We start from the raw sequence: 23,873 nt of genomic DNA, 5'->3' as shown, positions 1-23,873 counted from the left end.
CCCGTGCCGCCGCGCATCGCCCCGTTCGACGATGCGCACCCGATTCCGAGGAAAATCCATGCCGAGCATCCTGGCCGCCCCCGCCGATCTCCCGCCGAGCGCCGTCGCGGCGGAAACGCGCATGGTGCACGACGTCGCGACGCTGAAGCCGTCCGACTACCGTGCGGCGGACGGCGCGTCGTGGGTCATCTCGACCATCACGCCGGCAAAGGACAGCGGGCAGAACGTCACCGGCACGACGGTTTTCGACACCGCGAAAGGCCGCACCGTCCCAGTGCCCGACGCGCGCCGCCGCTACGCGAATCGCGGCACGTGGCAGGTCGTCGCGAGTTCGAGCCCCGCCGTGCCGGCGACGGGCCATTACGACTGGCTGACGCTCGCGTGGCTGCCGATCAACCGGCGGCCGCTGCCGCAAACGCCCGAGCACCTGTATTCGCCGTTCATTCACGGCGGCACGATCGTGTACCGGTGGAATCCGGCGGCGGAAGGCGGTGAGCAATTCGGCAACGTCAGGATGATCTTTCCGGCATGGACGCAGCAGGTGGCCGACGCGCTGCGATCTGCACCGGCAGCCGCGCCCGCCAGCGTGCCTGCGCTCGATCGGCTGAATGCGGACCGCAATCCGATGACCGCCGTGCTCGACTTCGGCGATGCGCTGCGCGACGAACCGGTCGAGCGGATCGTCGCGCGGCTGCCGGCGTTGCTGCAGGTCAAGGACCTGCATGAACTGTCGGCGCTCGTGTTCCTGTGCCTGTCCGGGTCGCGCGCCGAAGACCGGCCGCGTCTCGTCGAAAGGATCGACGCAGCCATCGCGGGCACCGATGACCCGGCACGCCTGCTGGCAATCGCGTACGGGACGTTCGCCGCGGGGCGGGCGCAACCGGTACCGTTTGGCGACCCGGCGCGGATCGCACTCATCAACGACGTATTCGGCGCGCTGAAACGGCGGACGTCGGCACTCGGCGTACCGGTTACGGAAGGGTCGCCGTGGTACGAGTTCTTCACCGCGTATCGGCTAGGCGAATCGGCATCCCGCAACGGCCAGTAATCGCTCGTCAATAGACGACCTCGCAAACGCAATGGCGAATCCCCATCGCCGTTCACCACTCACCGTGCATTGTCCCGGCCATTCATTGGCGTACTCACACCGCGACGAATAAACACCGATTCGATTTTCGATCTATTCGTCGAATTGAATCCGGTCGCCCCGTGTTAAATTCCCGCCCGGCCACAGAGCCAATTCAAATAACCCAAATCAAAAGACCAAATCATGAAATCTCTTTTCCGCCACGCCGCGCTGGCATTCGTGACGATCGGCTTCCTGTCGGGCTGCGCCAGCAGCGTGACACGCGACGCCAGCGATCCGGCCGGGGCCGCCGTGACCGCATCGACGACGAAATTCGGCACGAAACCCGTGATCGTGAAGGTCACGCTCGACAATGCCGCGCAGGAAGCGTTGAAAGACAACCTGAAGTTCGACGCGAAGAAACTGCAGGAAAAAATCGAAAGCGCGCTGGATGCACGCAAGCTGCTGGCAAAGGCGGATTCGACCGATGCCATGCATCTGAACGTCGAAGTCAACAGTATTCGCGTGCGCTCGAGCTTCTCCGCCGTCATGTTCGGTTTCATGGCCGGCAACGATCACGTCGACGGCACCGTGACGCTGCTCGACGCCGACAACCACCCGATCGACCGTTTCAAGGTGTCGGCATCGTATGCACTCGGCGGCATCGCCGGCGGGATGGACGATACGCGCATGAACTGGCTGTACGAGAAGTTCACCGAGAAGACGCTGACCACGCTCGAACCGGCGGCCGGCGCGCAGCAGGCTGACGCGGCACCGGCTGCTTCGAAGAAGCTGTAAGACTCGACGCTCGACGGGCCGCGGATGCGCGGCGCGTCGAGCCACGGCGGCATCCCCGTGCCGCCGGCGACGAACGGCCGCGCCGAGCGCAAGCCGGGCGTCAAGCAATGCGCGAGTGAATGCCCTGTGCTCGCATGTGGCAGCGTTCCTATTCCGTTGAACCAGCCGATATGAACCGGATTGCGGCCGCGCCCACCGACCGCCACAAGGCATTCACGCCCGCATGCACCGCGCTGAAAAAGCGGCCGCTCGCAAAAGGAGCGGCCGTCAAGGAGAGATCCCTGTTCGGGATACCGGAGGACACCACATCTCGCCGGTATGCGTATTGTTGACGAGCGGTATTCCGCTGACCATCAGACCAGTCTGATTCGCAGCCCTTCCGAATGTCGGTCACGGTCCTGCTCCACGCGCGTTCACAGAATCCGCAACACGCCGTTACGTTCTCGAAGGGAACCGCGTTGCGCGGCAACCGGTCGAAACGCCGCATGACCGTCGACGGTTTCTTCGCCGCGGCGGACAATCCCTTCTCCTTCCCCGCTCGTTCACCTCCACCCATCCCTTTCATGCTGAGCATCGGTCCCTTCTCGATTCGCGTCGTCGCGGTCGCCGCCGCCGCGCTGCTGGCGTGGCTCGTCGCGCGTTTCATCCAGCGCCGCCCGCCTGACGGACATCACAAGACCGCCTCGAGCCTGATCCTGGACGTGCTGCTGCTCGGGCTGATCGCCGCGCGCGCCGGCTACGTCGCGCAGTGGTGGCCGGACTATGCGGCATCGCCGCGCTCGATCGTCGCGCTCGGCGACGGCGGTTTCGACTGGCGTATCGGTGTTGCGGCCGCCCTGGTGTTCGCGGGCTGGCGCTTGCGCCGCCTGCCCGCGCTGCGTCGACCGGTGCTGGCCGGCATCGTCGCGGGCCTCGGTGCGTGGGGGATCGCGCAAGGCACGCTGGCGACGTTGCAGCAGAGCGCCGCGCCGCTGGCCGCGCTGCAACTCCGCGCGCTCGATGCCGCGCCCGTGTTGCCGGCAAGCTTCGTCGGCAAGCCGGTGGTCGTGAACCTGTGGGCGACGTGGTGCCCGCCGTGCCAGCGCGAAATGCCGATTCTCGAACAGGCGCAGCGCGACCATCCCGGCATCACGGTGCTGATGCTCAACCAGGGCGAAAATGCGCAGGTCGTGCGCGCATTCCTCGAACAAAAGGGCCTGCGCTTCGATCACGTGCTGCTCGATCCGTCGCTGCATGCGATGCATGCGTACGGCTCGCGCGGGCTGCCGACCACCTTGTTCTTCAACGCGCGAGGCGAACTCGTCGAGTCGCACATGGGCGAGCTGACCGCCGCGCGGCTGAAGGATGCCATCGCGCAACGCTTCGGGCAGTAACGCCCGCGGGGCGGCCGGTTGGGCGGCACCGGAATCAGACACGTCCGATAGGCCCTGCGGCGCGTCGTCCGTACACTCGGGCGCATGAATTCGCTGAATCCGACCGCCTTCGACACGGTACGCGATGCCGTCCGGCAATGCGTGCATCGTCCGTCGTTCATCCGCAAGCTCGACGTCGCGGTACTCGCGCTGATCGTCGCGAGCGTGCTCGTCGTGATGGCCGACAGCGTGCAGGAACTGCACGCGCAATACGGCCGCACGCTCTACGCGGCCGAATGGGCGTTCACGCTGCTGTTTTCGGCCGAGTACCTGCTGCGTCTGTTCACCGCGAAGCAGCCCGCCGCGTATGCGCGCAGTTTCTTCGGTATCGTCGATCTCGTGTCGGTGCTGCCGACCTATCTCGCGTTCTTCTTCCCCGGCCTGCATGCGCTGATCGACGTGCGGCTGCTGCGCTTGCTGCGCGTGTTCCGCATTCTCGGGCTGTCGATCTATCTCGAGGAAGGGCAGATGCTGATCCGCGCACTCGCGCGCGCGCGTCGCAAGATCTTCGTGTTCATCGGCGGGATGTTCGTGCTCGTCGTGATTCTCGGCACGGTGATCTTTCTCGTCGAAGGGCCCGAGCACGGGATCACGAGCATTCCGGTGGGCGTCTACTGGGCGGCGGTGACGATGAGCACGACCGGCTACGGCGATCTCACGCCCGTCACGCCGCTCGGCCGGCTGATCACGTCGTGCGCGATCCTGCTCGGCTACGGGATCATCGCGTTTCCGACGGGGATCATGGGCGCGGAACTCGTCGCGTCGGCGCTCGAGCGCAAGCGCGCGGGCGATGCACGTGCCGGCTGTTGCCCGCATTGCGGCAGCGTGTTGCCGAAGGACGATGCGGCCGGTGCCGCGGCGCACGATTCACGCCCGGCCACGCCGCCGGCGGAATAAGACCGGGCCGCTTCAGCTCGACTCCGCGACCACCGGCACGGGTGCCAGCCCCTTCTTCGTCATCCGCCCTGCCCGCCGAACGTCTTCACGAACTCCGACAGGCCCGTCAGCATGATCTGCACGCCGACGCACAGCAACAGGAACGCGGACACGCGCATCGCGACCTTCGTGCCTTCTCCACCGAGATAACGCGCGAGCGTCGTCGCGCGGCTGTAGATCTGCCAGATCGCGAACGCGACCAGTGCCGCGACCGCCACCGACACCACACCCGACAACAGATAGTCAGCGGCCGTATGCGCGCGGTTCGCATGCAGCGCGATACCGGCCGCGATCGAGCCGGGCCCGATCGTCAGCGGCACCGTGAGCGGAAAAAACGCACGCGTCATCAGCTTCTGCAAGTCATCACCATGCACGGCAACGTCGCCGCCCGCCGGCACGTCCGGCGCGTTCAGCATCGACCAGCCGGCCACCGCCACCGCGAAGCCGCCGCCGATGCGCAGCGCCTCCATCGAAATCCCGAAGAAGTTCAGCACCGGCGCGCCGACGAAGAAGATCACAAGCAGCGTGAAAAACACGTTCGTCGCGAGCTGCTTCGACAGCGTCGCGCGCTCGGCTTCGGTCAGCGATTGCGTGCGCTCGAGAAACACGAACGCCATGCCGAATGGGTTGATGATGCCGATCAGGCCCGTGAAGCCGAACAGGATTTCAGGGATCAGGCGGTCGAGCTGCATCGCGATCGTGCTCTCCGGTGACGAACGGGAATAAAAAAGCGGCCAGTCGAGAAGACCGGCCGCGAAGAGGAGATATCTCCATGATCCGGCACACGGGGTATGCCGGGCCGCAGAAACCGAATTGTCGGGAATGTGAACCGGGAAGGGAATCAGCCGAGTCCGATTCTGTCGTCGCAGACCATCAGCATCGCGACGGCCGATCCCGGACAGACACCCTGAAACTGGCTGGACGCCAACAACGGCTCGGGCACATCCTCGCGGGCAATACGGACGAAACCGTGCCCGGCGAAGTAGTCTTCCGCCGTCGTGGTCAGCAACCCGATCGACCGGACGGCCCGCGCGCGGCATTCCGCGAGCAGGCGGGCCACCAGCATCCGCCCGACGCCGGCGCGACGCGCGTGCTCGACGACGGCGATCGAACGCACGAGCGCATGGCGTCCGTGGAACTCGATTCCGCCACACCCCACGATGCCGGATGCCGCGTCGGCCACAACGAAATGCGGCAGAGACAAGGCGACGCCCTCGGTCGGCAAACCGCTGGCTCGAAGCAGTGCTTCGATCGAGGCCAGATCGGACTCGGTCGCTTGACGAACAGGTACCATGGTTCCACTCCCGGTTTGCAGTGACGTCGCTGGATCCAGCACGCTCCAGCCAATCCAACGCCGCGCAACGAAACGTGCCTGAGCGTCTCGGCGTTGATTCGACAACGAACGCTAAATACGCGCTTGATTGACGCGTTTCGACAGTGCCTCCGCACTTTCTTTCCGCTCGCTGTACCGGTCGACCAGATAGGGGCCGACGTCGCGCGTCAGCAGCGTGAACTTCACCAGTTCCTCCATCACGTCCACCACCCGGTCGAAATACGCCGACGGCTTCATCCGCCCGGCTTCGTCGAACTCCATGAACGCCTTCGCCACCGACGACTGGTTCGGGATGGTCAGCATGCGCATCCAGCGCCCCAGCACCCGCATCTGGTTCACCGCGTTGAACGACTGCGAACCGCCGCTCACCTGCATGACCGCGAGCGTCTTGCCCTGCGTCGGCCGCACGGCGCCGACCGACAGCGGGATCCAGTCGATCTGCGACTTCATGATCCCTGTCATCGCGCCGTGCCGTTCCGGCGAGCACCACACCATCCCTTCCGACCACATCACGAGTTCGCGAAGCTCGACCACCTTCGGATGATGCTCGGGCGCGTCGTCGGGCAGCGGCAGGCCGCTCGGATTGAACACGCGCACCTCGGCGCCCATCGCCGTCAGCAGGCGCCCGGCTTCCTCGACCAGCAGGCGGCTGAACGAACGTTCACGCAACGAACCGTAGAGCAGCAGCAGTCGCGGCGGATGGGTCGAGGGCGACGCCGGCCGCAGCCGGGCGGCGTCCGGCACGCGAAACAGCGCGGCATCGAGTTGCGGCAGATCGTTCACGTGGTCGGTCATGTCTGGATTCCCTGGTGTGTGCTCAGGTCCGGCGCGCGTACCAGTCCTTCGACCGGTTGACGATGCGCACGACCAGCAGCATCGCCGGCACCTCGATCAACACGCCGACGACGGTGGCCAGTGCCGCGCCGGAATGGAAGCCGAACAGGCTGATCGCGGCCGCGACCGCCAGTTCGAAGAAGTTGGACGCGCCGATCAGCGCCGACGGGCATGCGACGTCATGTTGCTCGCCGACCGCACGATTGAGCCAGTACGCGAGCGCCGAGTTGAAAAACACCTGGATCAGAATCGGCACCGCGAGCAGCGCGATCACCAGCGGCTGCTTCAGGACCGCTTCGCCCTGGAACGCGAACAGCAGCACGAGCGTCGCCAGCAGCGCGGCGATCGACCACGGGCCGATCTTGGTCATCGCGGCGTCGAACGCCGCGTTGCCGTGCGCGAGCAGCCGCTTGCGCAGGATCTGCGCGAGGATCACCGGCATGACGATGTACAGCACGACCGACGTGAACAGCGTCGCCCACGGCACCGTGATCGCCGACATGCCGAGCAGCAGCCCGACCAGCGGCGCGAACGCGATCACCATGATGCTGTCGTTCAGCACGACCTGCGACAACGTGAACAGCGGATCGCCGCCCGTCAGCCGGCTCCAGACGAACACCATCGCCGTGCACGGTGCGGCGGCCAGCAGGATCAGCCCGGCGACGTAGCTGTCGAGTTGTTCCGCCGGCAGCAGCGGTGCAAACAGATGGCGGATGAACAGCCAGCCGAGGAACGCCATCGAGAACGGCTTGACCAGCCAGTTCACGACGAGCGTGACGCCGATGCCTTTCACGTGCCGGCGCACGTCACGCAATGCGCCGAAGTCGACCTTGACGAGCATCGGGATGACCATCACCCAGATCAACAGCCCGACCGGCAGATTGACCTGTGCGTACGCCATCCGGCCGATCTGCTGGAACAGGCCGGGCAGCCACTGGCCAAGCGTGATGCCTGCCACGATGCATGACGCGACCCAGACCGTCAGGTAGCGTTCGAAGAAGCTGATCGCGGGTTGCGCGGCGGCCGCTCCGGGCGGCGTGACGGGGGACGTGTTCATCTGACAAGGTTCGTTTTCGAAGCCGCCGGCGGTCGCGTGTCGCGCACGCCGCGCGGCGCATGATCAGTTTTGCGAGATCTCGACCAGCGCTGCCTGGAGTTCGGCATCGCTGATGCGATCGAGCGGCAGCGCCAGCAACTGCAGCATCCGGTAACCGATCGCCTGCCGCGTCAGTTCGAACGCGAGACGCTTGCCTTCGTCGCCGCCCGTCGCGTTCGACGGATCGGCATAGCCCCAATGGATCTTCACGGGGCTGCCGGGCCAGTACGGGCACGGCTCCGACGCCGCGCTGTCGCACACGGTGATGACGACGCGCATGCGGGGCGCGCCGTCGCCGACGAATTCATCCCAGTTCTTGCTGCGGTAGCCGTCGACGTCGACGCCCGCGTTCGTCAGCGCCGCCAGCGCGAACGGATTGAGGCGGCCGCTCGGCGCACTGCCGGCGCTGTAGGCCCGCACGTCCTTGCCGAGTTTCGCGGCCCAATGGTTGAGCATGCCCTCGGCCAGCACGCTGCGGGCCGAGTTGTGGGTGCAGAGGATCAGGACGTTCGTGGTCATGAAAGGCGGGCGCGAGCGCGCTTCAGGATTCGCAGGCGCCGGACGGCGCGCATGCCGGCACCGGCGAGCAAGGATGGCCGCCGCAGCAGTTCTCCGTGAGGTAGGCCAGCAGGCCGTTCATCGTCGCGAAGTTCGCGCAATAGAACACGAAGCGGCCTTCCTGCCGACTGGTCACGAGCCGCGCATGCGCGAGTTCTTTCAAGTGGAAGGACAGCGACGACGGCGGGACCTCGAGCAGCGTGGCGATCTGGCCGGCCGGCATGCCTTGCGGCCCGGCCTGCACCAGCGCGCGAAACACCGCGAGGCGCGACTCGTGCGCGAGCGCCGCGAGAGCGGCAAGGGTCTGGTTCGTTTCCATTATTCGATAATAGTCGAAATATGGAAACCAGGGAAGTCGCGTCGAGGCGCGCGTCGCCCGAGAGCGCGCTGTCCCCGAGAAGAGATGCGCCGGGCCCGCGCGCCACGCGTCTAGGTCAGCGCCCGATCAATCGCGTGTGGCTCGGCAGATCGACCGACAGATCGGCGCCGCCCGCGGCCGGCCGTGACGTGTCGCGCGTCACCGCGAGCCATTGCGTGAACTCGGCGGCAGTCATGCCGACGGCCTGGGCCGAACTCGACACCGGCGCGACTGCCGGCGCGTCCGCCACGCGTGCGGCCGGCTGCGCCTGCAGCGTCGCCTCGCGGGACGCGGTGGCTGCGTTCGGCGCCGCGTCCCGCGCCTTCTTGCCGCGCAACGTGGCGGCAGGCTTCGCCGCCGCACGCGCCGCGATCGCGACCGCGACCGGCTTCCTGCTTGCCGGCGATGCGCGTTCCGCAACCGGCGCCGCGGCTTCCGCAACGACGGCATCCGATGCGATGACCATCGCAACGGCAACCGGCGCGCTCGCCGACGCGCGGCCCGCCTGCGCCGCACGCGATTCCGCGGACACGGTTTTCGCCACGACGGTCGCCGCACGGGCCGCCTGTTCACCCGCCGACGCAGCACGATCGGCCGATACGATCGCGACTTCCGCGGATCGGCCGGTCGCCTGCGCAACCTCCGTGGCGGCGACCGCAGCCGTGGGCGCCACCGAGATCGACGCCTCGTACACCGCGCCGTGCCCGGCCGCATGCTGACGTTCATCGACGAAATGCGTCGCGAAGATGCACGCCGCGCCGAACAGCGCGCACGCCATCAGCGTCAGCCGCCAGCGCCGGCGCAACGGATGCGGCCTGACCCACGCGCGGTTATCCGAACCGAAATCCTCCGCGCGCACGGCCTTCGCGGCCTTGTGCGCCTTCGTTGCGCGCGACGCGACCGCGGCCTGCGCCGAGGCCGGCGGCGCCGCGTGACGCGCGCGCGTCAGATCGAACACGACCGGCGTCGGCCGACGGCTCGCCACGAACGGCCGGCGTCGCCGGCCGTACGGCGGCGGCACGTCCGAGAACGGAAGTGCGAGCGGAATCGCGTATTGCCCGGTGATGTCCTGCATGCTCATGATGTCGACGACGCATTGCGCGACCTCCGCCGCCGCAATCCGTGCTCCCGTAGTTGAACGAATGGCTCCGAGTATCGCCGTCGCACCGGTTGCGGTAAATCGGACTGCGTCACCTTCAGTCCGATCCGGCAGTCAGCCTGGTCCTACCGCCCCCGGGGACCGGAGCGGACGATGCGTCGCCGCGCCGCCGACGTCGCCGTCGCCGTCAGAACCGGCCGCGCAGGCCGATGAACACTTCGTTCGACGACAGCTTCGCCTTCAGCTGCTCGTCGCGCGCGTTGATGCGGTTCGCGAACGTGTTGAAGCCTGTCTCGACGTTGCCCATGTCGACATAGCGATACCCGAGGTCGATCGAGAAACGCTTGTTGATCGCATAGCTCACGCCGGCGCCGGCCGAGTAGGCGAGGTTGGTCTGCGTCTTCGATGCGAAGCGGCGCGCGTCGTTGGTCTGCCAGCCGTCGGCCGACACGATCGCGACACCGATGCCGAGCGTGCCGTACACGGAGAAGCCGCGGCCGAGATCGACATCCTTGTAGCCGTTCAGCATCAGGCGTTGCGCCGACACGTGGAATTCGTTCGCGTTCGCATCGAACGGCGCCCAATAGCTGACGAAGTTGTTGTTGCGCTTGAACACGTATTCGCCTTCCGCGCGCCAGCCGTTGCCGAACTGGTAGCCGAGGCCGAGCGAGCCGGTGACGTTCGAGCCCGTCTCCGGGCCGCCGACGCGGCTCGCGACGCGCGGGCTCGTCAGCTCCATGTTCACCGCGTTGTCGAACGCGCCGATGATGCGGCCCGTCGCGTAGTAGCCGGCGTCGCTCGTGTCGGCGGCCTTCTTCGGTTCCGGCACGGCGACGTTGTCGGCGAAAGCGGCACCCGAGAACAGCAGGGCGAGCGTGGAGGGCAGGGCAAAGCGCTTGATCATGATGAATCCGGTTCCTTGACGATGAATGGCTTGTCGGAGAAGCCGTCATCGTAGGAACCGCGCGACGATCGTTGCACCCGGTCGCGTACGGGTCGCGCCTCCGTAGCGCTACGGAGGCGACCCGCCCGCGAGCGCCGCGTAATCGCGCACCAGCTCGACCAGCGACGCGACCTGCAGCTTGTCGAACACGTTCGCGCGATAGGTTTCGACCGTGCGCGGCGACAGCCCGAGCGCGCGCGCGATCGCCTTGTTGCTCCAGCCGCGCACGATGCCGTCCAGCACCTCGCGTTCGCGCGCGCTCAGCGTGGCGACACGGGCCGCACGCACGTGGTCCGCATCGCCCTGCCCGCGCCGCGCGGCCTGCCGGCGCAGCGCCTGCTGGACCGCGTCGATCAGCTCGTCGTCGTCCGCCGGCTTGCGCAGGAAATCGAGCGCGCCGCGCTTGAACGCGCGCCGGCACGCGTCGACGTTGCCGTGGCCCGTCATCACGATCACCGGCAGGTCGCGCCGCGCACGCAGTGCGTCGAGCGCGTCGAGGCCGCTCATTCCCGGCATCCGGATGTCGAGCAGCACGCAGCCGAGCGCCACGTCATCCGCATCGGCAAGAAAGGCCGATGCGTCCGCATAACGGCGCGTCGCGACACCCACCGTGCGCAGCAGCAGCGAGAGCCCGTCGCGCACGGCTTCGTCGTCGTCGACGATCGCGACGACCGATGCGTCCTGCGTCGAATGCCGCGAATCGTTCATGCGGCCTCCCCTGCCAGCGGCAACAGCAGCGCGGCCTCGACGCCGCCCGACGGCCGATTGCGCAGCGTCAGCGTGCCGCCCTGCCGCTGCGCGAGCGTGTCGCACAGCGGCAGCCCGAGTCCGAGCCCGCGTGCACGCGTCGTGAAGAACGGTTCGAACAGGCGCGGCAGCGCGTCTTCCGGCACGCCGGGGCCGTTGTCGACGACGCTGAAGCGGTAATGCCCGCCGACGCGTGCGCCACTGATGCGAATCTCGCCGCGCGATGCGCGCGCGCCGGCGAGCGCGTCGCGCGCGTTCTGGATCAGGTTGTGCAGGATCTGCTCGACCGCGATCGGCTCGGCGAACGGCCGCGCGCGCGCCGCCGCGTTGTGCCAGCCGAGCGCGATGTGCTCGCGCGCGCAGTCGTCGCGGTACAGGAACAGCAGCGCATTCACGATCGCGTCGGGATCGAGCGTGCGGCGCTCGCCGCCGTGCGCGGTGGTCACCGCGTCGCGCATGCGCTCCAGGATCGCCGCCGCGCGCTTCGCCTGCGCGACGCTCGTCTGCAACGCACGGCGCACGCTGTCGCGCTCGGCCGGCTGGTCGAGCATGCGTTCGGCCGCACGCGTGTGGCTGACGATCGCCGTCAGCGGCTGGTTCAGCTCGTGCGCGAGGCCGGCGGCCATTTCGCCGAAGGTGTCGAGGCGGCCGAAGCGGTCGAGGCGCGCACGTGCATCGGCACGGCGCCGTGCCTCGCGCAGCCGCCATGCGCCGAGCGCACCGGCCGCGAGCAACGCGGCCACCGCGTTCCACAGCGCGATCGACAGCCACGGCAGGTCGGCGGCCGTCAGCGTGCGCGTCGTGCGCAGCACGAAGGCCTGCGGCTGCGCGGGCAGGTGTTTCTCGAGATGCATCGTCCACAGCGGTTGCGCATCGCCGGGCGCGGGCGACAGCAGGTCGATGCGGCGGTCGCGCAATTCCAGCGCCGCCGACGAGATTGTCGTGGACCAGTCCCCCGGCTGCAGCATCCAGCGCGGATCGACGCGCACGGCCCAGCCGGTCCCGGCGACGAGCCAGTACGCAGCGGGGCCGTCGAATGCCAGCGTGAACGGCTTGCCGGGCCGCCGCTGCGGCAGCGCGGCGGGCGCCGGCCCGCCATCGGTCTGCCAGCCCGCGCCGGGCCGCCAGTACGCGAGCCCGCCGAGTTGCGGCATGCGTTCGCGCAGGTTGTCGAGCATATGCGCGGGCGGCGAAGCGAGCGACGACGCGCCGAGCGTCGCGAGAATCGCCTCGTGCTGCGCGGCTTTCTGCGCGAGCAGGCGAATCGTGATGCTCGAATCCTGGAAGAAGCGGTCGTACGCGTCGGAGACGGCGCGCGAGACGACCAACGCGGTGCCGGCGAGGCTCAACGCGAGCCACGCAGCCAAGGAGGCGAGTCGGACGGACGGTTTCATGATCGATGGTAATGCGGCCATGCGCGACGGGTACGGGTCGCGCCGCGCGGCAAGCGAAGCGGTTGAGGGTGACGACGAGCGCGCGCATGGGACAAAGTGCCGTCCCTGCGCGCCGGATCGATTGCGCTCATTGTCGGCAAGTTGGCACTTCCCGTGGTCCGAATGCCGTTATGTTTGCCGTCAGACCCGTCCCAAATCCGGCCACCATTCGCGAATGGCCGTGCCGCGTCGACGACATCGTCTCGCACCTCCACTCGCACGGCGGCGCCCGCACCGGGTCGCACCGCGAACACGATCGCGGCCGACCCCGCGTAATTTCAGACCAGGCTGATTTTCTTCCCACTCCGAACCGAACACAATCGGCCTGCCTGTCCTCCGGAGCCTCCGGGAGCACAGGCTCCATAGTCGATACTTTCTCCCGCCTCCCCTGGCGGGAATTTTTTTGGACGGCGTCACGCCGAACCCTGCCCGGAACCCGTCCGGCCATGATCCCGCTTCCGTTCATCCGATCGCGCATGCATCCCGCCACCGCGCCACACCGGCCTGGGCCGTCCACATCGTGACCGACGCTTCCTCCACCGCCATCGCGATCCTGACGATCGACCACCCGAGCCGCGGCTCGTTCGACGATCGCCTGCGCCGCGCCGGACATGGCTACGACCGGCTGCGCATCGAGGACATCCTGCGCCGCGCCGGCTACCGGCCGTCGCGCTTCGAGTATCTGCCCGATCTGCTCGCAGCCTGCAACACGCGCGCGTTCGATCTGTTCATCGTGCAATGCGAGACGGCCTGCCGCCGCACGACGGACGCGATCCGTGCGCTGCGCGCGCGTTTCGCCGGCACCGTCGCGATCCTGTCGATCAGTCAGCGCGACACGGAACTCGCGCGATCCGCCTGCTTCACGGCCGGCGCGAACGAGCATCTGCCGTACGCCGTGCCGCCGGACCTGCTCGTCGCCAGCATGGCAACGTGGCTGCGCTGGTCCCATCATCGCGCGATCCATCATCGCCACTGGCGCATCGGCAGCTTCGAATTCGACACGGCCACGCGCAGCGTCATCGTCGCTGGCCGCGAGCATGTGCTGACGGAGAAACACTTCCAGATCATCACCGCGTTCTTCCTCAACATGGGCCGCGCGCTCGACCGCGCGCACGTGAGCCAGCTCGTGTGGGGTTCGCTCGTCGCGGCATCCAGCCGGCGGCTCGACACGCACGTCGCGTATCTGCGCGACCGGCTCGAACTCGACGGGCGGCACGGCGTGCGGATGATGACGATGTACGGGGTCGGGTATCGGCTCGTCGCGTGCGAACCGGGCGGGCTCGATTCCGATGGCGCGCCGCCGCAATGACGCCGCGCGACCCCGCAACCCTGACAGGCCCCATTGCGCGCTGATCGGACTCCATTATCATGGGGGCACCCAGGCCGACCGCCCCGCTCCCGATGGACCACCGCGCCACACCCGATCACGCCCGCGCCGCCGCCGGACACGCGTCCGCCGCGCCGACCCGCATCGGCCGCCGCCAGCGCGCACTGCTCTATGCCGGCGGCGCGGCCGTGACGGTCGCGATCCTGCTCGCCAGCGGCCTGATGCTGTATACGATAGCGCGCGATGCGATCCAGGCGCGCTATACGACGTTCGCGGTACGCCAGTTCCTCGTCCAGATCGAATTCAAGATGCGCACGACGGGCATGGACACGCTCGTCACGCACGACGAAGCCGTATGGAACACGCGCGCGACCGATCCGGCGCGCGTCGCCGCACTCCAGGCCGGCCGCGGCCGGCTCGTGATCCAGGGCAGCCCGGCCTTCCCGCCGACGCTCGTGCTGGCCGACCTGTCGCCCGCGCAACCGGCCGCGCGCTACGCGCAGGATCTCGCGATGGCGAGCGACATGAGCTATCGCGTCGGCGCGTACGTCGCCAAGCACGACGCCGACCGCGCGATCGCGGGCTACGCCTATCGCCCCGACCACAGCTTTGCCGTCGTCATCCCCGAACCGATCCCGCCCGATCCGCTCACCGCGTCGCCCGCCACCGATGCAGCGACGCTCGTCGCGAAAGTCGCCGCCGGCATCGACACGCCGCCGCCCGGCCAATACCAATGGTATGCGCCCGTCTACGATCCCGTACAGCGCCGCGACGTGTTCCGGATCGCCGGTGCCGTCTACGATGCGCGTGCGCCCCGCGCCGTCTTCCTGTCGACGCTGCCGGTCGACGTGTTGCGCACCCGTCTGTCGACGGGCGGCACGACCGACGCCGCGATCGTCGCCGACGCGCACGGCCGCACGCTGCTGCGCGCGGGCATCGCGGCCGACGACGACGCCACCCGCGTCGCACTCGAACGCCTCGGCGCGCCCACGCACGAGGCAGCCAATCGCAGCGGGCCGCGCACCGCGTTCGGCGACGGGCTGTTCTCGCTGAGACAGCCCATTCCCGAAACCGACTGGACGCTCGTGCAGGCGTTCACGCTGCGCTCGCTGCTCGCGACGATCGGGCTGCACGCGGGCTGGTACGTCGCGGTCATGCTGGCCGTGATCGCGCTAGTCTGGTGGCTGCTCGTGCGCTTCGACCGCCGCGTATTGAAACCCGACGACGCGCGCACGCGCCGCGTGATCGACAGCGAGAACCTGAACCGGACGATCGTCGAGGCAGCGCCGTCCGGCATCGCGCTGCTGTCGCTCGCCGACGGCGCGGTGCTGCTGCAAAACGACACGATGCGCGACTACGATGCGCGGCGTGCGGGCGAACCTTCGTTGCCGGCGCGGCTGCTCGCACGCTTCGACCGCTCGCCCGCCGCCGCCGCGTGGCAACCCGATCTGCACGTGACGCTGCCCACCGCCGCCGGCGAGGCCGTCGACCTGCTCGTCAATCTGGTGCGCACGCGCTTTCGCGACATGGACGTCGTGCTGTGCAACTTCTCCGACATCACGTCGCAGAAGAACATCGAGCGCCGGCTCGACGAAGCGGCGCGCGCCGCCGACGCCGCGAACGACGCCAAATCGGCGTTCCTCGCGACGATGAGCCACGAGATCCGCACGCCGCTCAATGCGATCCTCGGCAACCTCGAGCTGATCGGCCGCGAGCCGCTCGCCGATTCGCAGCGCGAGCGGCTGCATACGGTCGAGGGCGCGTCGTCGGTGCTGCTCGACCTGATCAACGACATCCTCGACCTGTCGAAAATCGAAGCCGGCCAGATGACGATCGAGGCGATCCCGTTCGATCTCGCGGAGACGGTCCGGCAGACCGGCGCGATGTTCGAGCCGCTCGCGGCCGCGAAGGGGCTGCAGTTCGACGTGTTCGTCGACGATGCGCTCGCGTCGCGCTACGTCGGCGACCCGACGCGCATCCGGCAGATCGCCGCGAACCTCGTCGGCAACGCGATCAAGTTCACGAACCACGGGGAAATCACGCTCGAGGTCTACCTGCGCGACGACACGAACCCGGAATCGCCCGTCGCGATCGGCGTGAGCGATACGGGCATCGGCATGACCGACGCGCAGCGCGCGGCGCTGTTCCGCCCGTTTACGCAGGCCGACACGTCGATCACGCGCCGTTACGGCGGCACCGGGCTCGGCCTCGCGCTGACGAAGCAGCTCACGCAGATGATGCAGGGCACGGTCGACGTGAAGAGCGAACCCGGCAAGGGCAGCACGTTCGTCGTCACGCTGCCGCTGCGCGCGGCCACCGATGCGCAGGTTGCCGAACATGACGCCGCGCGGGCCGACGATACCGCGCTGCCGGCCGTCGCCGCGCGCGTGCTCGTCGTCGACGATCACCCGGTGAACCGCACGCTGCTGCAAGGGCAACTCGTCACGCTCGGCTATGCGGCGGACGCCGCCGACGATGGCGCGGCGGCGTTGCGGCGCTGCGCGGAGACGCGCCACGACCTCGTGATGACCGATCTCAACATGCCGGGGATGGACGGCTATACGCTCGCGCGCGTGCTGCGTGCCCAATATCCGGGGCTGCCGGTCGTCGCCGTCACCGCGCACGCGAGCGCGGCCGAGCATGCGCGCTGCGCGGAAGCGGGCATCGCCGCCGTGCTCGTGAAACCGGTGCTGCTCGATACGATCGATCGCACCGTGCGGCGTTACGCGCAGACGGCAGCGGCGCAGGCGCCCGCCGCGCGCACGCTCGTCGATCTCGCGCAAGGTCCGCTGCCGCCGGACGTGCACGCGTTGCTCGAAACGAGTCGAGCGCAATCGGTCGCGGCGATGCACGACGCGGCATCACGCAACGATATCGCCGTGCTGCGTCACGAACTGCACTCGCTGCGCGGCGCGTTCGCGACGATTCACGAACATGCCGTGGCCGACGCGATCGGCGAACTGCAAGCCATCGTGCACGGCGGCGACCTGACGTCGTTCGATGCGCGGCTCGCCGACGCGGACGCCCTCGCGCGGGAAGCACTGCGACGGCGCGCAACGCAGGCGCCGACTGCCTGATTCCCGCGCGGCCGGCCCTCGCGCGCCGGCCTCCCCGATCCCTCGCCTTTCGTTCTGCGGCGCATGCCCGCGGCGCGTCGTCGCGCGCGTAGGACTGGGCCTACACGGTCGCTATCTCGAATCAGCCCTGGACGACTGATTAGGACGAGGCCGATCCCTACCATCGGTTTGTGAACTGACAAACTGAAAGGAGTAGGGGCATGAACAAGACTTATCGCAGCGTCTGGAACGCCGTGACCAGCACATGGACGGCCGCCGCGGAAACGGCGAAGTCGCATTCGAAGGGATCGGCGCGCGCGGCGCGGCAAGCGGTGATCGCGATCGCGCTGGGTGGCGCGGCGATCGGCAGCGCGGCCGCGGCGGAAGCGTGCACGACGGCAGACGGGTCGAGCGGAACGGTCGATGCGGCGGGGGTATGCACGGCGGCAGGCGGTGGTGCGATCGGCATGATGGGCACCGTCGGCACGATGGCGACTGACGATACGACCTTCGTAAAGGTCAACGCTACTGCAAATCCTGCAAGCGCAACCGGCGCCAATGCGGTCGCCATCGGTCAAACCGTGACTTCCGCGGGTTCGAGTTCAGTTGCCATCGGCTCCAACACGACGGCCAGCGGCCTGCACTCGGTTGCGCTTGGTGCGGGAGCAAAGAACGCAGACGCCAGCGACCGGCAAATCGCAATCGGCGGCCAAGCGCAAACCACCGGAAGGTACACGATCGCGATGGGCTACCTGGCATCGGCAACGGTCGAAGACGCTCTGGCATTCGGACGCGCGTCTTCCGCAACGAACACCGGCGCGGTGGCGATCGGCGCCACTGCAACGTCGGGCGGCACGGGCTCGACGGCCATCGGCCAGTCAGCAGCCATCGCCAACGGCGCAAACAATGCCGTCGCGCTCGGGATGAACGCACGCGTGGCGAATTCGAACTCGGCCGCCATCGGATCCAATGCGTCCGCCTCCAACAATTATTCGACTGCGTTCGGCACGTCGGCCACCTCGACCGGCACCGCCAGCATGGCGCTCGGCGCCAATTCGACGGCAACCGGGAACTACAGCGTTGCTCTCGGCAGCGCCATTGGTACCGGTCGCGCTGCGGTGGCAACCGGCAACGCGTCGGTCGCGATCGGCACCACGTCCAGCGCCGGCGCCAACAACGCCGTCGCATTGGGCTTCGGCACGGTTGCGGATCGGGACAACACCGTATCCGTGGGTGCCGGTGTTCCCAATATCGACGGGAACAAGTTCACGCGCCAGATCGTCAACGTCGCCGCCGGGACGGAAGACAACGATGCCGTGAACGTCGGCCAGATGAAGACGGAGTTGTCGACGAAGGTCGACGATACGTACGTCAAGATCGATACGAGCAACAGCACGGTCGCCGCGCAAGCGGGTACGGCCGCGCTTGCGATCGGCACGAACACGAGCGCCTCGGGATCTTACGCGACGGCCGTCGGTAACAGCGCACTCGCCAGCGGCAACAACAGCACGGCACTCGGCTTCCAGGCCAGCAGTGCGGGCGGCGCCGCCGTCGCGGTCGGCAATGGCGCGAACGCAAGCGGCTCGCACGGCGTTGCACTGGGCGTCAACGCAAGCGCGTCCCATACCGATTCGGTGGCGCTCGGCGCCGGCGCGGCCACCGATCGCAACAACAGCGTTTCGGTCGGCTCGTCGGCGCTGCGTCGGCAGATCACCAACGTGGCCGCCGGCACGCAGGACACGGACGCGGTAAACCTCGGCCAGATGACGGCCGAGTTCACGAAGACGAACAACGCGATCGCCGCGACCAACCTCACGGTCTCCAGCCTGAGCACCGGCTTGTCGACGACGAGCAACGCGGTTGCCGGCCTGAGCACCGGGCTCTCCGCCACCAACAGCACCGTCGCGGGTTTGAGCACCGGCCTCTCGTCGACCAACGGCACGGTCGCCGGCTTGAGCACGGGCCTCTCGGCCACCAACAGCACGGTTGCGGGCCTGAGCACGGGCCTCTCATCGACCAACAGCACCGTCGCGGGCCTGAGCACCGGGCTCTCGTCGACCAACAGCACCGTCGCGGGCTTGAGCACCGGGCTCTCGTCGACCAACAGCGCCGTCGCGGGTTTGAGCACCGGGCTCTCGTCGACCAACAGCACCGTCGCCGGACATACGTCGCAGATCAGCGACATCGACGACAAGCTGAGCAAGCTCGAGAGCGGGACCAGCGGTCTCGTGCAACAGGCGAATCCGGGGGACGACATCACGGTCGGCGCGAACACCGGCGGCAACGCCGTGGACTTCAGCGCGACCGGCGGCACCGCACGCACGCTCAAGGGCGTCGCGGCAGGCGACGTGTCGGCCGCCAGCACCGAAGCCGTCAACGGCTCGCAACTGCACGGCGTGTCGGACAGCGTCGCGGCAGCAATCGGCGGCAACTCGAAGGTGAACTCCGACGGTTCGATCTCCGCGCCGTCCTTCACCGTCGGCGACGGCAGCGGCGGCACGAAGATCGTCAACTCGGTCGGCGACGTCGTCACCAATCTCGACGGCCGTGTCACGACCAACGAAGGCGACATCAAGAAGCTCGCCGACGACATCGGCAGCGGCACGCTCGGTCTCGTCCAGCAGCCGAAGCCCGGCGACGACATCACCGTCGGCGCGAACACCGACGGCAACGCCGTGAACTTCAGCAGCAAGACCGGCGCGCGCACGCTCAAGGGCGTCGCGGCAGGCGACGTGTCGGCGACGAGCACCGAAGCCGTCAACGGCGCGCAGCTGCATGGCGTGTCCGACAGCGTCGCGGCAGCAATCGGCGGCAACTCGAAGGTGAACTCCGACGGTTCGATCTCCGCGCCGTCCTTCACCGTCGGCGACGGCAGTGGCGGCACGAAGATCGTCAACTCGGTCGGCGACGTCGTCACCAATCTCGACGGCCGTACGACGACCAACGAAGGTGACATCAAGAAGCTCGCTGACGACATCGGCAGCGGCACGCTCGGTCTCGTCCAGCAGGCCAACCCGGGTGACGACATCACCGTCGGCGCGAACACCGACGGCAACGCCGTGAACTTCAGCAGCAAGACCGGTGCACGCAAGCTCGCAGGCGTCGCGGCAGGCGACGTGTCGGCAACGAGTACCGAAGCCGTCAACGGTTCGCAACTGCATGGCGTGTCCGACAGCGTCGCGGCAGCAATCGGCGGCAACTCGAAGGTGAACTCCGACGGTTCGATCTCCGCGCCGTCCTTCACCGTCGGTGACGGCAGCGGCGGCACGAAGATCGTCAACTCGGTCGGCGACGTCGTCACCAACCTCGACGGCCGCACGACGACCAACGAAGGCGACATCAAGAAGCTCGCTGACGACATCGGCAGCGGCACGCTCGGCCTCGTCCGGCAGGCCAACCCGGGCGACGACATCACCGTCGGCGCGAACACCGACGGCAATGCCGTGAACTTCAGCAGCAAGACCGGCGCCCGCAAGCTCGCAGGCGTCGCGGCAGGTGACGTGTCGGCGACGAGTACCGAAGCCGTCAACGGTTCGCAACTGCATGGCGTGTCCGACAGCGTCGCTTCCGCAATCGGCGGCAATTCGAAGGTGAACTCGGACGGCTCGATCTCCGCACCGTCCTTCACCGTCGGCGACGGCAGCGGCGGCACGAAGATCGTCAACTCGGTCGGCGACGCCGTCACCAATCTCGACGGTCGCATGACGACCAACGAAGGCGGCCTCAAGAAGCTTTCCGAGCAGTTCGAAAGCGGCACGCTCGGCCTCGTCCAGCAGAACCCGACGACGGGCGGCATCACGGTCGGCGCGAATACCGGCGGCTCGGTGGTGAACTTCACGGGCACCGGCGGCGCGCGCGTACTGTCCGGCGTCGCGAACGGCGTGGACGACGACGACGTCGTGACGGTGTCGCAGCTCCGTGCAACCGGACTGATCGACTACACGGGCAAGGAAGTCGGCGCGGTCACGTACGACTCGGGCCTGAATTTCGACACGGTGACGTTCGCCGGCACGTTCGGCACGAAGCTGCAGCGCGTCGCCGCTGGCGAAATCAGCGCGACGAGCATGGACGCGATCAACGGCAGCCAGTTGTTCGACCTGCAGGAACAGTTCGCGAAGCAGTACGGCGAACTGAGCGGCCAGTTCGGTGACCTGTCGAACCGCTTCGACGATCTGTCGGACCGTCTCGGCGAACTCGAAACGAACCCCGGCACGGGCGGCCCGGGCACGGGCGACGGCTCGACCGTCGTCGGCGAAGGCGCGGTGGCAACGGGCGAAAACAGCTCGGCGATCGGCGACAGCGCGCTCGCGTCCGGCGAGAACAGCTCGGCTGTCGGCCAGGGGGCGGTCGCATCGGGCAGCAACGGTTCGGCCATCGGCCAGGGTTCGACGGCATCGGGCAGCAACAGCTCGGCCGTCGGTCAGGGCGCGGTCGCGTCGGGCAACAACGGTTCGGCCATCGGCCAGGGCTCGGTCGCGTCGGGCGAAAACGGCACGGCGCTCGGCCAGGGCGCGGTTGCATCCGGCAAGGACAGCACCGCACTCGGCCAGGGCGCATCGGCCACCGGCAGCGGCTCGGTCGCGATCGGCCAGGGCTCGGTGGCGGCGGAAGCCAACACCGTCTCGTTCGGCAACGGCACGGAAGAAGGCAACCGCCGGCTCGTCAACATCGCGGACGGCATCAACGCCAGCGACGCGGCCACGAAGGGCCAGCTCGACCGCGCGATGGAATCGGTCGACCAGCGCTTCAACGACACGAACCGCGCGATCAACGACGTCGCGAAGAACGCGTATGCCGGTATCGCGGCCGCGATGGCGATGCCGAACATGACGCCGTCGCAACCGGGCAAGACCGTCGTCGCGGTCGGCGCCGCGAACTTCAAGAGCGGCTCGGCGATCGCCGCCGGCGCCACCTACCGGTCGCGCAGCGGCAACTGGCTCGTGAACGGCGCGACGTCAATCACGTCGGTCGGCGACGTGGGTGTCCGTGCGCAAGTCGGCTACGAGTTCTGACCGAAGGGCTCCGCGCAAGCGGAGTGCCGACCCGACGCGGAAGGGCATCGCCCCTTCCGCTTGTCGGCCGACGGCCAGTGGCGATTCCCGCGAGTTGCCACCGGCCGTCGGTGCGACGGGATCGCGACCGCCAGCGGTATCGCCGGCGGCCGTGCCCGTGTGCCGACTTCCACCCAGCCTCGACAACGCCTACCGCAACCCGCCGCATGGCGCGGCGCAACGCGCAATCTCAACATGAACAGAACCTTCCCCATCCGCATCGTGATCGCCGACGACCATCCGGCGGTCGTCATCGGCGCGCGCTACGAATTGTCCGCGACGAATACGGTGTCGGTCGTCGCGACCGCGCACAATTCGACGGAACTGATGGACGCGCTCGCGCAGCATCCGTGCGACGTACTCGTGTCGGACTACGCGATGCCGGGCGTCGAGCACGGCGACGGCCTCACGATGTTCACGAGCATCCTGAAGCGCTTTCCCGGCCTGAAGATCGTCGTGATGACGATGATGGAGAACGCGGTCGCGCTGCGCGCGCTGATCGACATCGGCATCGCATGCATCGTCAGCAAGTCGGACATGCCGAATCATCTGACGATGGCGATTCACGCGGCCTATACGAACGGCCGCTACCTGTCGCCGTCGATGGAGCGGATCATGCGCAACACGGGCAGCGTCAGCGGCAGGCCGCCGGCACTGTCGGCTCGCGAGGTGGAAGTCATCCGCCTGTTCGCGTCGGGGCTGTCGGTCAACGAAATCGCCGACAAGCTGAGCCGCAGCAAGAAAACCATCAGTACGCAGAAGAGTTCGGCCATGCAGAAGCTCGGCATCGAGCGCGACGTCGACCTGGTGCGTTACGCGATTTCGTGCGGGCTCGTGACCGACCACGGTTATTCGACATCCGCACGCGGCGACGGCGCAAACGGGTAACGCCGCCGCGGAAGACCGAAACAAAAAGCCCCGGCGCCTTGCGGCCGCCGGGGCTTTCGCGCGTCGGTGCGATCCGGCGCGCTGATCTTCGCCGGCACGTTCCCGTGCCGCCGGTGTCGTCGCACCTGCCGTCAGGCCGGATCGACGCCGCCCTCCTCCCTGGTTTCGCCGCCGCGCCCTTCGCTGGCCGACGCGGCGACGATCCCGTGCTCGATCGCGTAGCGCAGCAGGTCGATGTCCTTGTCGATCCCGAGCTTTTCCATCGCGCGCGCCTTCTGCGTACTGATGGTTTTCTTGCTGCGGCTCAGCTTGTCGGCGATTTCGTTGACCGTGAGGCCCGACGCATAGAGCCGCACCACTTCGAGTTCGCGGTCGCTGAGATCGCGCTTCTGGTCGGCGGCCCGCGCGCTCGAATGCGACGTGAGCGTGCGCACCACCTTCTCCACCGACGGCGAGTAATAGGTGCCGCCCGTCGCGGCCGCGTGAATCGCGGGAATCAGATGATCGATCGTGTCGGACTTGCTGACGATGCACTCGATGCCGAGCCGCGTCAGCGCGCCGACCACGGCCGGATTGTCGAGCATGGTCAGCACGACCAGCTTGACGGCCGGGTGATTGCGCTGGAGATAGGAGAACAGCGTGATGCCGTCGCCGTGCGCGCTGCCCGGCATCGCATAGTCGGACACCACGACGTCGCATACGCCGGCCTCGACGAGCCGGATCAGCTCGGTCGAATTGACTGCCTTGCCGGTCAACCGGATCGTCGGCACCGACGACAGCCCGTGCTCGACGCCGACCAGCATCGCCGGGTGGTCGTCGGCCAGTACCACGCGTATCAGATAGCTTCCCATAGTCGTCCAGATTTGCGCGGCAACCGTCGCGGCCGGCTCGCCGCCCGCGGGCGGCGCCGACCGCGCGCAGCGCGGCGTCGTGGATCG

The 23,873-nt window shown here is 68.0% G+C and carries 20 protein-coding genes; 8 read left to right on the top strand and 12 right to left on the bottom strand.

The annotated features are described in order from the left end of the window. Window positions 1-58 precede the first annotated feature (58 nt). Both AC1VVG_RS21120 and AC1VVG_RS21115 read left to right on the top strand, forming a co-directional pair. Window positions 59-1,048 carry a hypothetical protein gene (locus tag AC1VVG_RS21120; protein WP_034189609.1) on the top strand — a complete coding sequence of 330 codons (990 nt, stop codon included), beginning with the start codon at window positions 59-61 and terminating at the stop codon, window positions 1,046-1,048. 222 nt (window positions 1,049-1,270) lie between these two features. After that, a complete protein-coding gene (locus AC1VVG_RS21115; protein WP_034189610.1) occupies window positions 1,271-1,864 on the top strand; it encodes a DUF4410 domain-containing protein in 594 nt (197 codons plus the stop codon). A gap of 148 nt (window positions 1,865-2,012) precedes the next feature. Here AC1VVG_RS21115 and AC1VVG_RS21110 read toward each other — a convergent pair whose 3' ends face one another. Beyond that, the gene (locus AC1VVG_RS21110) at window positions 2,013-2,438 is read right to left on the bottom strand and encodes a hypothetical protein (protein ID WP_175027021.1); all 426 of its coding nucleotides are present in this window, start codon (window positions 2,436-2,438) and stop codon (window positions 2,013-2,015) included. Between AC1VVG_RS21110 and AC1VVG_RS21105 the strand changes: the two genes are divergently transcribed. Beyond that, window positions 2,428-3,237 carry a TlpA family protein disulfide reductase gene (locus AC1VVG_RS21105; RefSeq protein ID WP_175027020.1) on the top strand — a complete coding sequence of 270 codons (810 nt, stop codon included), beginning with the start codon at window positions 2,428-2,430 and terminating at the stop codon, window positions 3,235-3,237. The two genes, AC1VVG_RS21110 and AC1VVG_RS21105, sit on opposite strands and share 11 nt — an antisense overlap. Before the next feature lie 84 nt (window positions 3,238-3,321). Continuing rightward, window positions 3,322-4,173: an ion transporter gene (locus tag AC1VVG_RS21100; protein ID WP_069704376.1), complete on the top strand. Its 852-nt coding sequence runs from the start codon at window positions 3,322-3,324 to the stop codon at window positions 4,171-4,173. A gap of 59 nt (window positions 4,174-4,232) precedes the next feature. Here the strand turns inward: AC1VVG_RS21100 and AC1VVG_RS21095 are convergent, their stop codons facing one another. From AC1VVG_RS21095 to AC1VVG_RS21050, 10 genes are all read right to left on the bottom strand, one after another. Next, window positions 4,233-4,904, bottom strand: a complete 672-nt coding sequence (locus AC1VVG_RS21095) for a MarC family protein (RefSeq protein WP_124610189.1) — start codon at window positions 4,902-4,904, stop codon at window positions 4,233-4,235. Between the two features lie 149 nt (window positions 4,905-5,053). Beyond that, window positions 5,054-5,506, bottom strand: coding sequence for an arsenic resistance N-acetyltransferase ArsN2 (arsN2, locus tag AC1VVG_RS21090; RefSeq protein ID WP_034189613.1), 453 nt, complete (start codon window positions 5,504-5,506; stop codon window positions 5,054-5,056). Window positions 5,507-5,617: 111 nt separating this feature from the next. Next, window positions 5,618-6,340, bottom strand: a complete 723-nt coding sequence (gene arsH, locus AC1VVG_RS21085; protein WP_034189614.1) for an arsenical resistance protein ArsH — start codon at window positions 6,338-6,340, stop codon at window positions 5,618-5,620. A gap of 22 nt (window positions 6,341-6,362) precedes the next feature. Further along, the gene (gene arsB, locus AC1VVG_RS21080; protein WP_473375452.1) at window positions 6,363-7,436 is read right to left on the bottom strand and encodes an ACR3 family arsenite efflux transporter; all 1,074 of its coding nucleotides are present in this window, start codon (window positions 7,434-7,436) and stop codon (window positions 6,363-6,365) included. Window positions 7,437-7,499: 63 nt separating this feature from the next. Continuing rightward, entirely contained in the window at window positions 7,500-7,994 is a 495-nt protein-coding gene (locus tag AC1VVG_RS21075; RefSeq protein ID WP_473375453.1) for an arsenate reductase ArsC, read from the bottom strand. A 22-nt stretch (window positions 7,995-8,016) separates the two neighbouring features. Beyond that, window positions 8,017-8,352 carry an ArsR/SmtB family transcription factor gene (locus AC1VVG_RS21070; RefSeq protein ID WP_473375454.1) on the bottom strand — a complete coding sequence of 112 codons (336 nt, stop codon included), beginning with the start codon at window positions 8,350-8,352 and terminating at the stop codon, window positions 8,017-8,019. A gap of 115 nt (window positions 8,353-8,467) precedes the next feature. Beyond that, on the bottom strand, window positions 8,468-9,466 hold the full coding sequence (locus tag AC1VVG_RS21065) for a serine protease (protein ID WP_473375455.1): 999 nt from the start codon (window positions 9,464-9,466) through the stop codon (window positions 8,468-8,470). A 211-nt stretch (window positions 9,467-9,677) separates the two neighbouring features. Next, window positions 9,678-10,394: an outer membrane protein gene (locus AC1VVG_RS21060; protein WP_034189619.1), complete on the bottom strand. Its 717-nt coding sequence runs from the start codon at window positions 10,392-10,394 to the stop codon at window positions 9,678-9,680. A gap of 108 nt (window positions 10,395-10,502) precedes the next feature. Continuing rightward, window positions 10,503-11,141 carry a response regulator transcription factor gene (locus tag AC1VVG_RS21055; RefSeq protein ID WP_034189620.1) on the bottom strand — a complete coding sequence of 213 codons (639 nt, stop codon included), beginning with the start codon at window positions 11,139-11,141 and terminating at the stop codon, window positions 10,503-10,505. Then, the gene (locus AC1VVG_RS21050; RefSeq protein WP_482836145.1) at window positions 11,138-12,574 is read right to left on the bottom strand and encodes a sensor histidine kinase; all 1,437 of its coding nucleotides are present in this window, start codon (window positions 12,572-12,574) and stop codon (window positions 11,138-11,140) included. Before AC1VVG_RS21050 ends, AC1VVG_RS21055 begins: the two co-directional genes overlap by 4 nt. Before the next feature lie 559 nt (window positions 12,575-13,133). Between AC1VVG_RS21050 and AC1VVG_RS21045 the strand changes: the two genes are divergently transcribed. From AC1VVG_RS21045 to AC1VVG_RS21030, 4 genes are all read left to right on the top strand, one after another. Continuing rightward, entirely contained in the window at window positions 13,134-13,922 is a 789-nt protein-coding gene (locus AC1VVG_RS21045; RefSeq protein ID WP_245169501.1) for a response regulator transcription factor, read from the top strand. 59 nt (window positions 13,923-13,981) lie between these two features. After that, window positions 13,982-17,017: a hybrid sensor histidine kinase/response regulator gene (locus tag AC1VVG_RS21040; protein ID WP_482836142.1), complete on the top strand. Its 3,036-nt coding sequence runs from the start codon at window positions 13,982-13,984 to the stop codon at window positions 17,015-17,017. 200 nt (window positions 17,018-17,217) lie between these two features. Further along, window positions 17,218-22,008 (top strand): ESPR-type extended signal peptide-containing protein, encoded by a 4,791-nt coding sequence (locus AC1VVG_RS21035; protein ID WP_482836140.1) that lies wholly within the window; start codon window positions 17,218-17,220, stop codon window positions 22,006-22,008. 234 nt (window positions 22,009-22,242) lie between these two features. After that, window positions 22,243-22,935 (top strand): response regulator, encoded by a 693-nt coding sequence (locus AC1VVG_RS21030; RefSeq protein WP_482836138.1) that lies wholly within the window; start codon window positions 22,243-22,245, stop codon window positions 22,933-22,935. 131 nt (window positions 22,936-23,066) lie between these two features. On the opposite strand, the gene AC1VVG_RS21025 is transcribed toward AC1VVG_RS21030, so the two are convergent. Beyond that, window positions 23,067-23,786: a response regulator gene (locus AC1VVG_RS21025; RefSeq protein ID WP_034189626.1), complete on the bottom strand. Its 720-nt coding sequence runs from the start codon at window positions 23,784-23,786 to the stop codon at window positions 23,067-23,069. Window positions 23,787-23,873: the final 87 nt, after the last annotated feature.

It is taken from the genome of Burkholderia sp. L-4, assembly GCF_056856535.1.
This window is presented reverse-complemented; position numbering and strand designations above follow the sequence as displayed.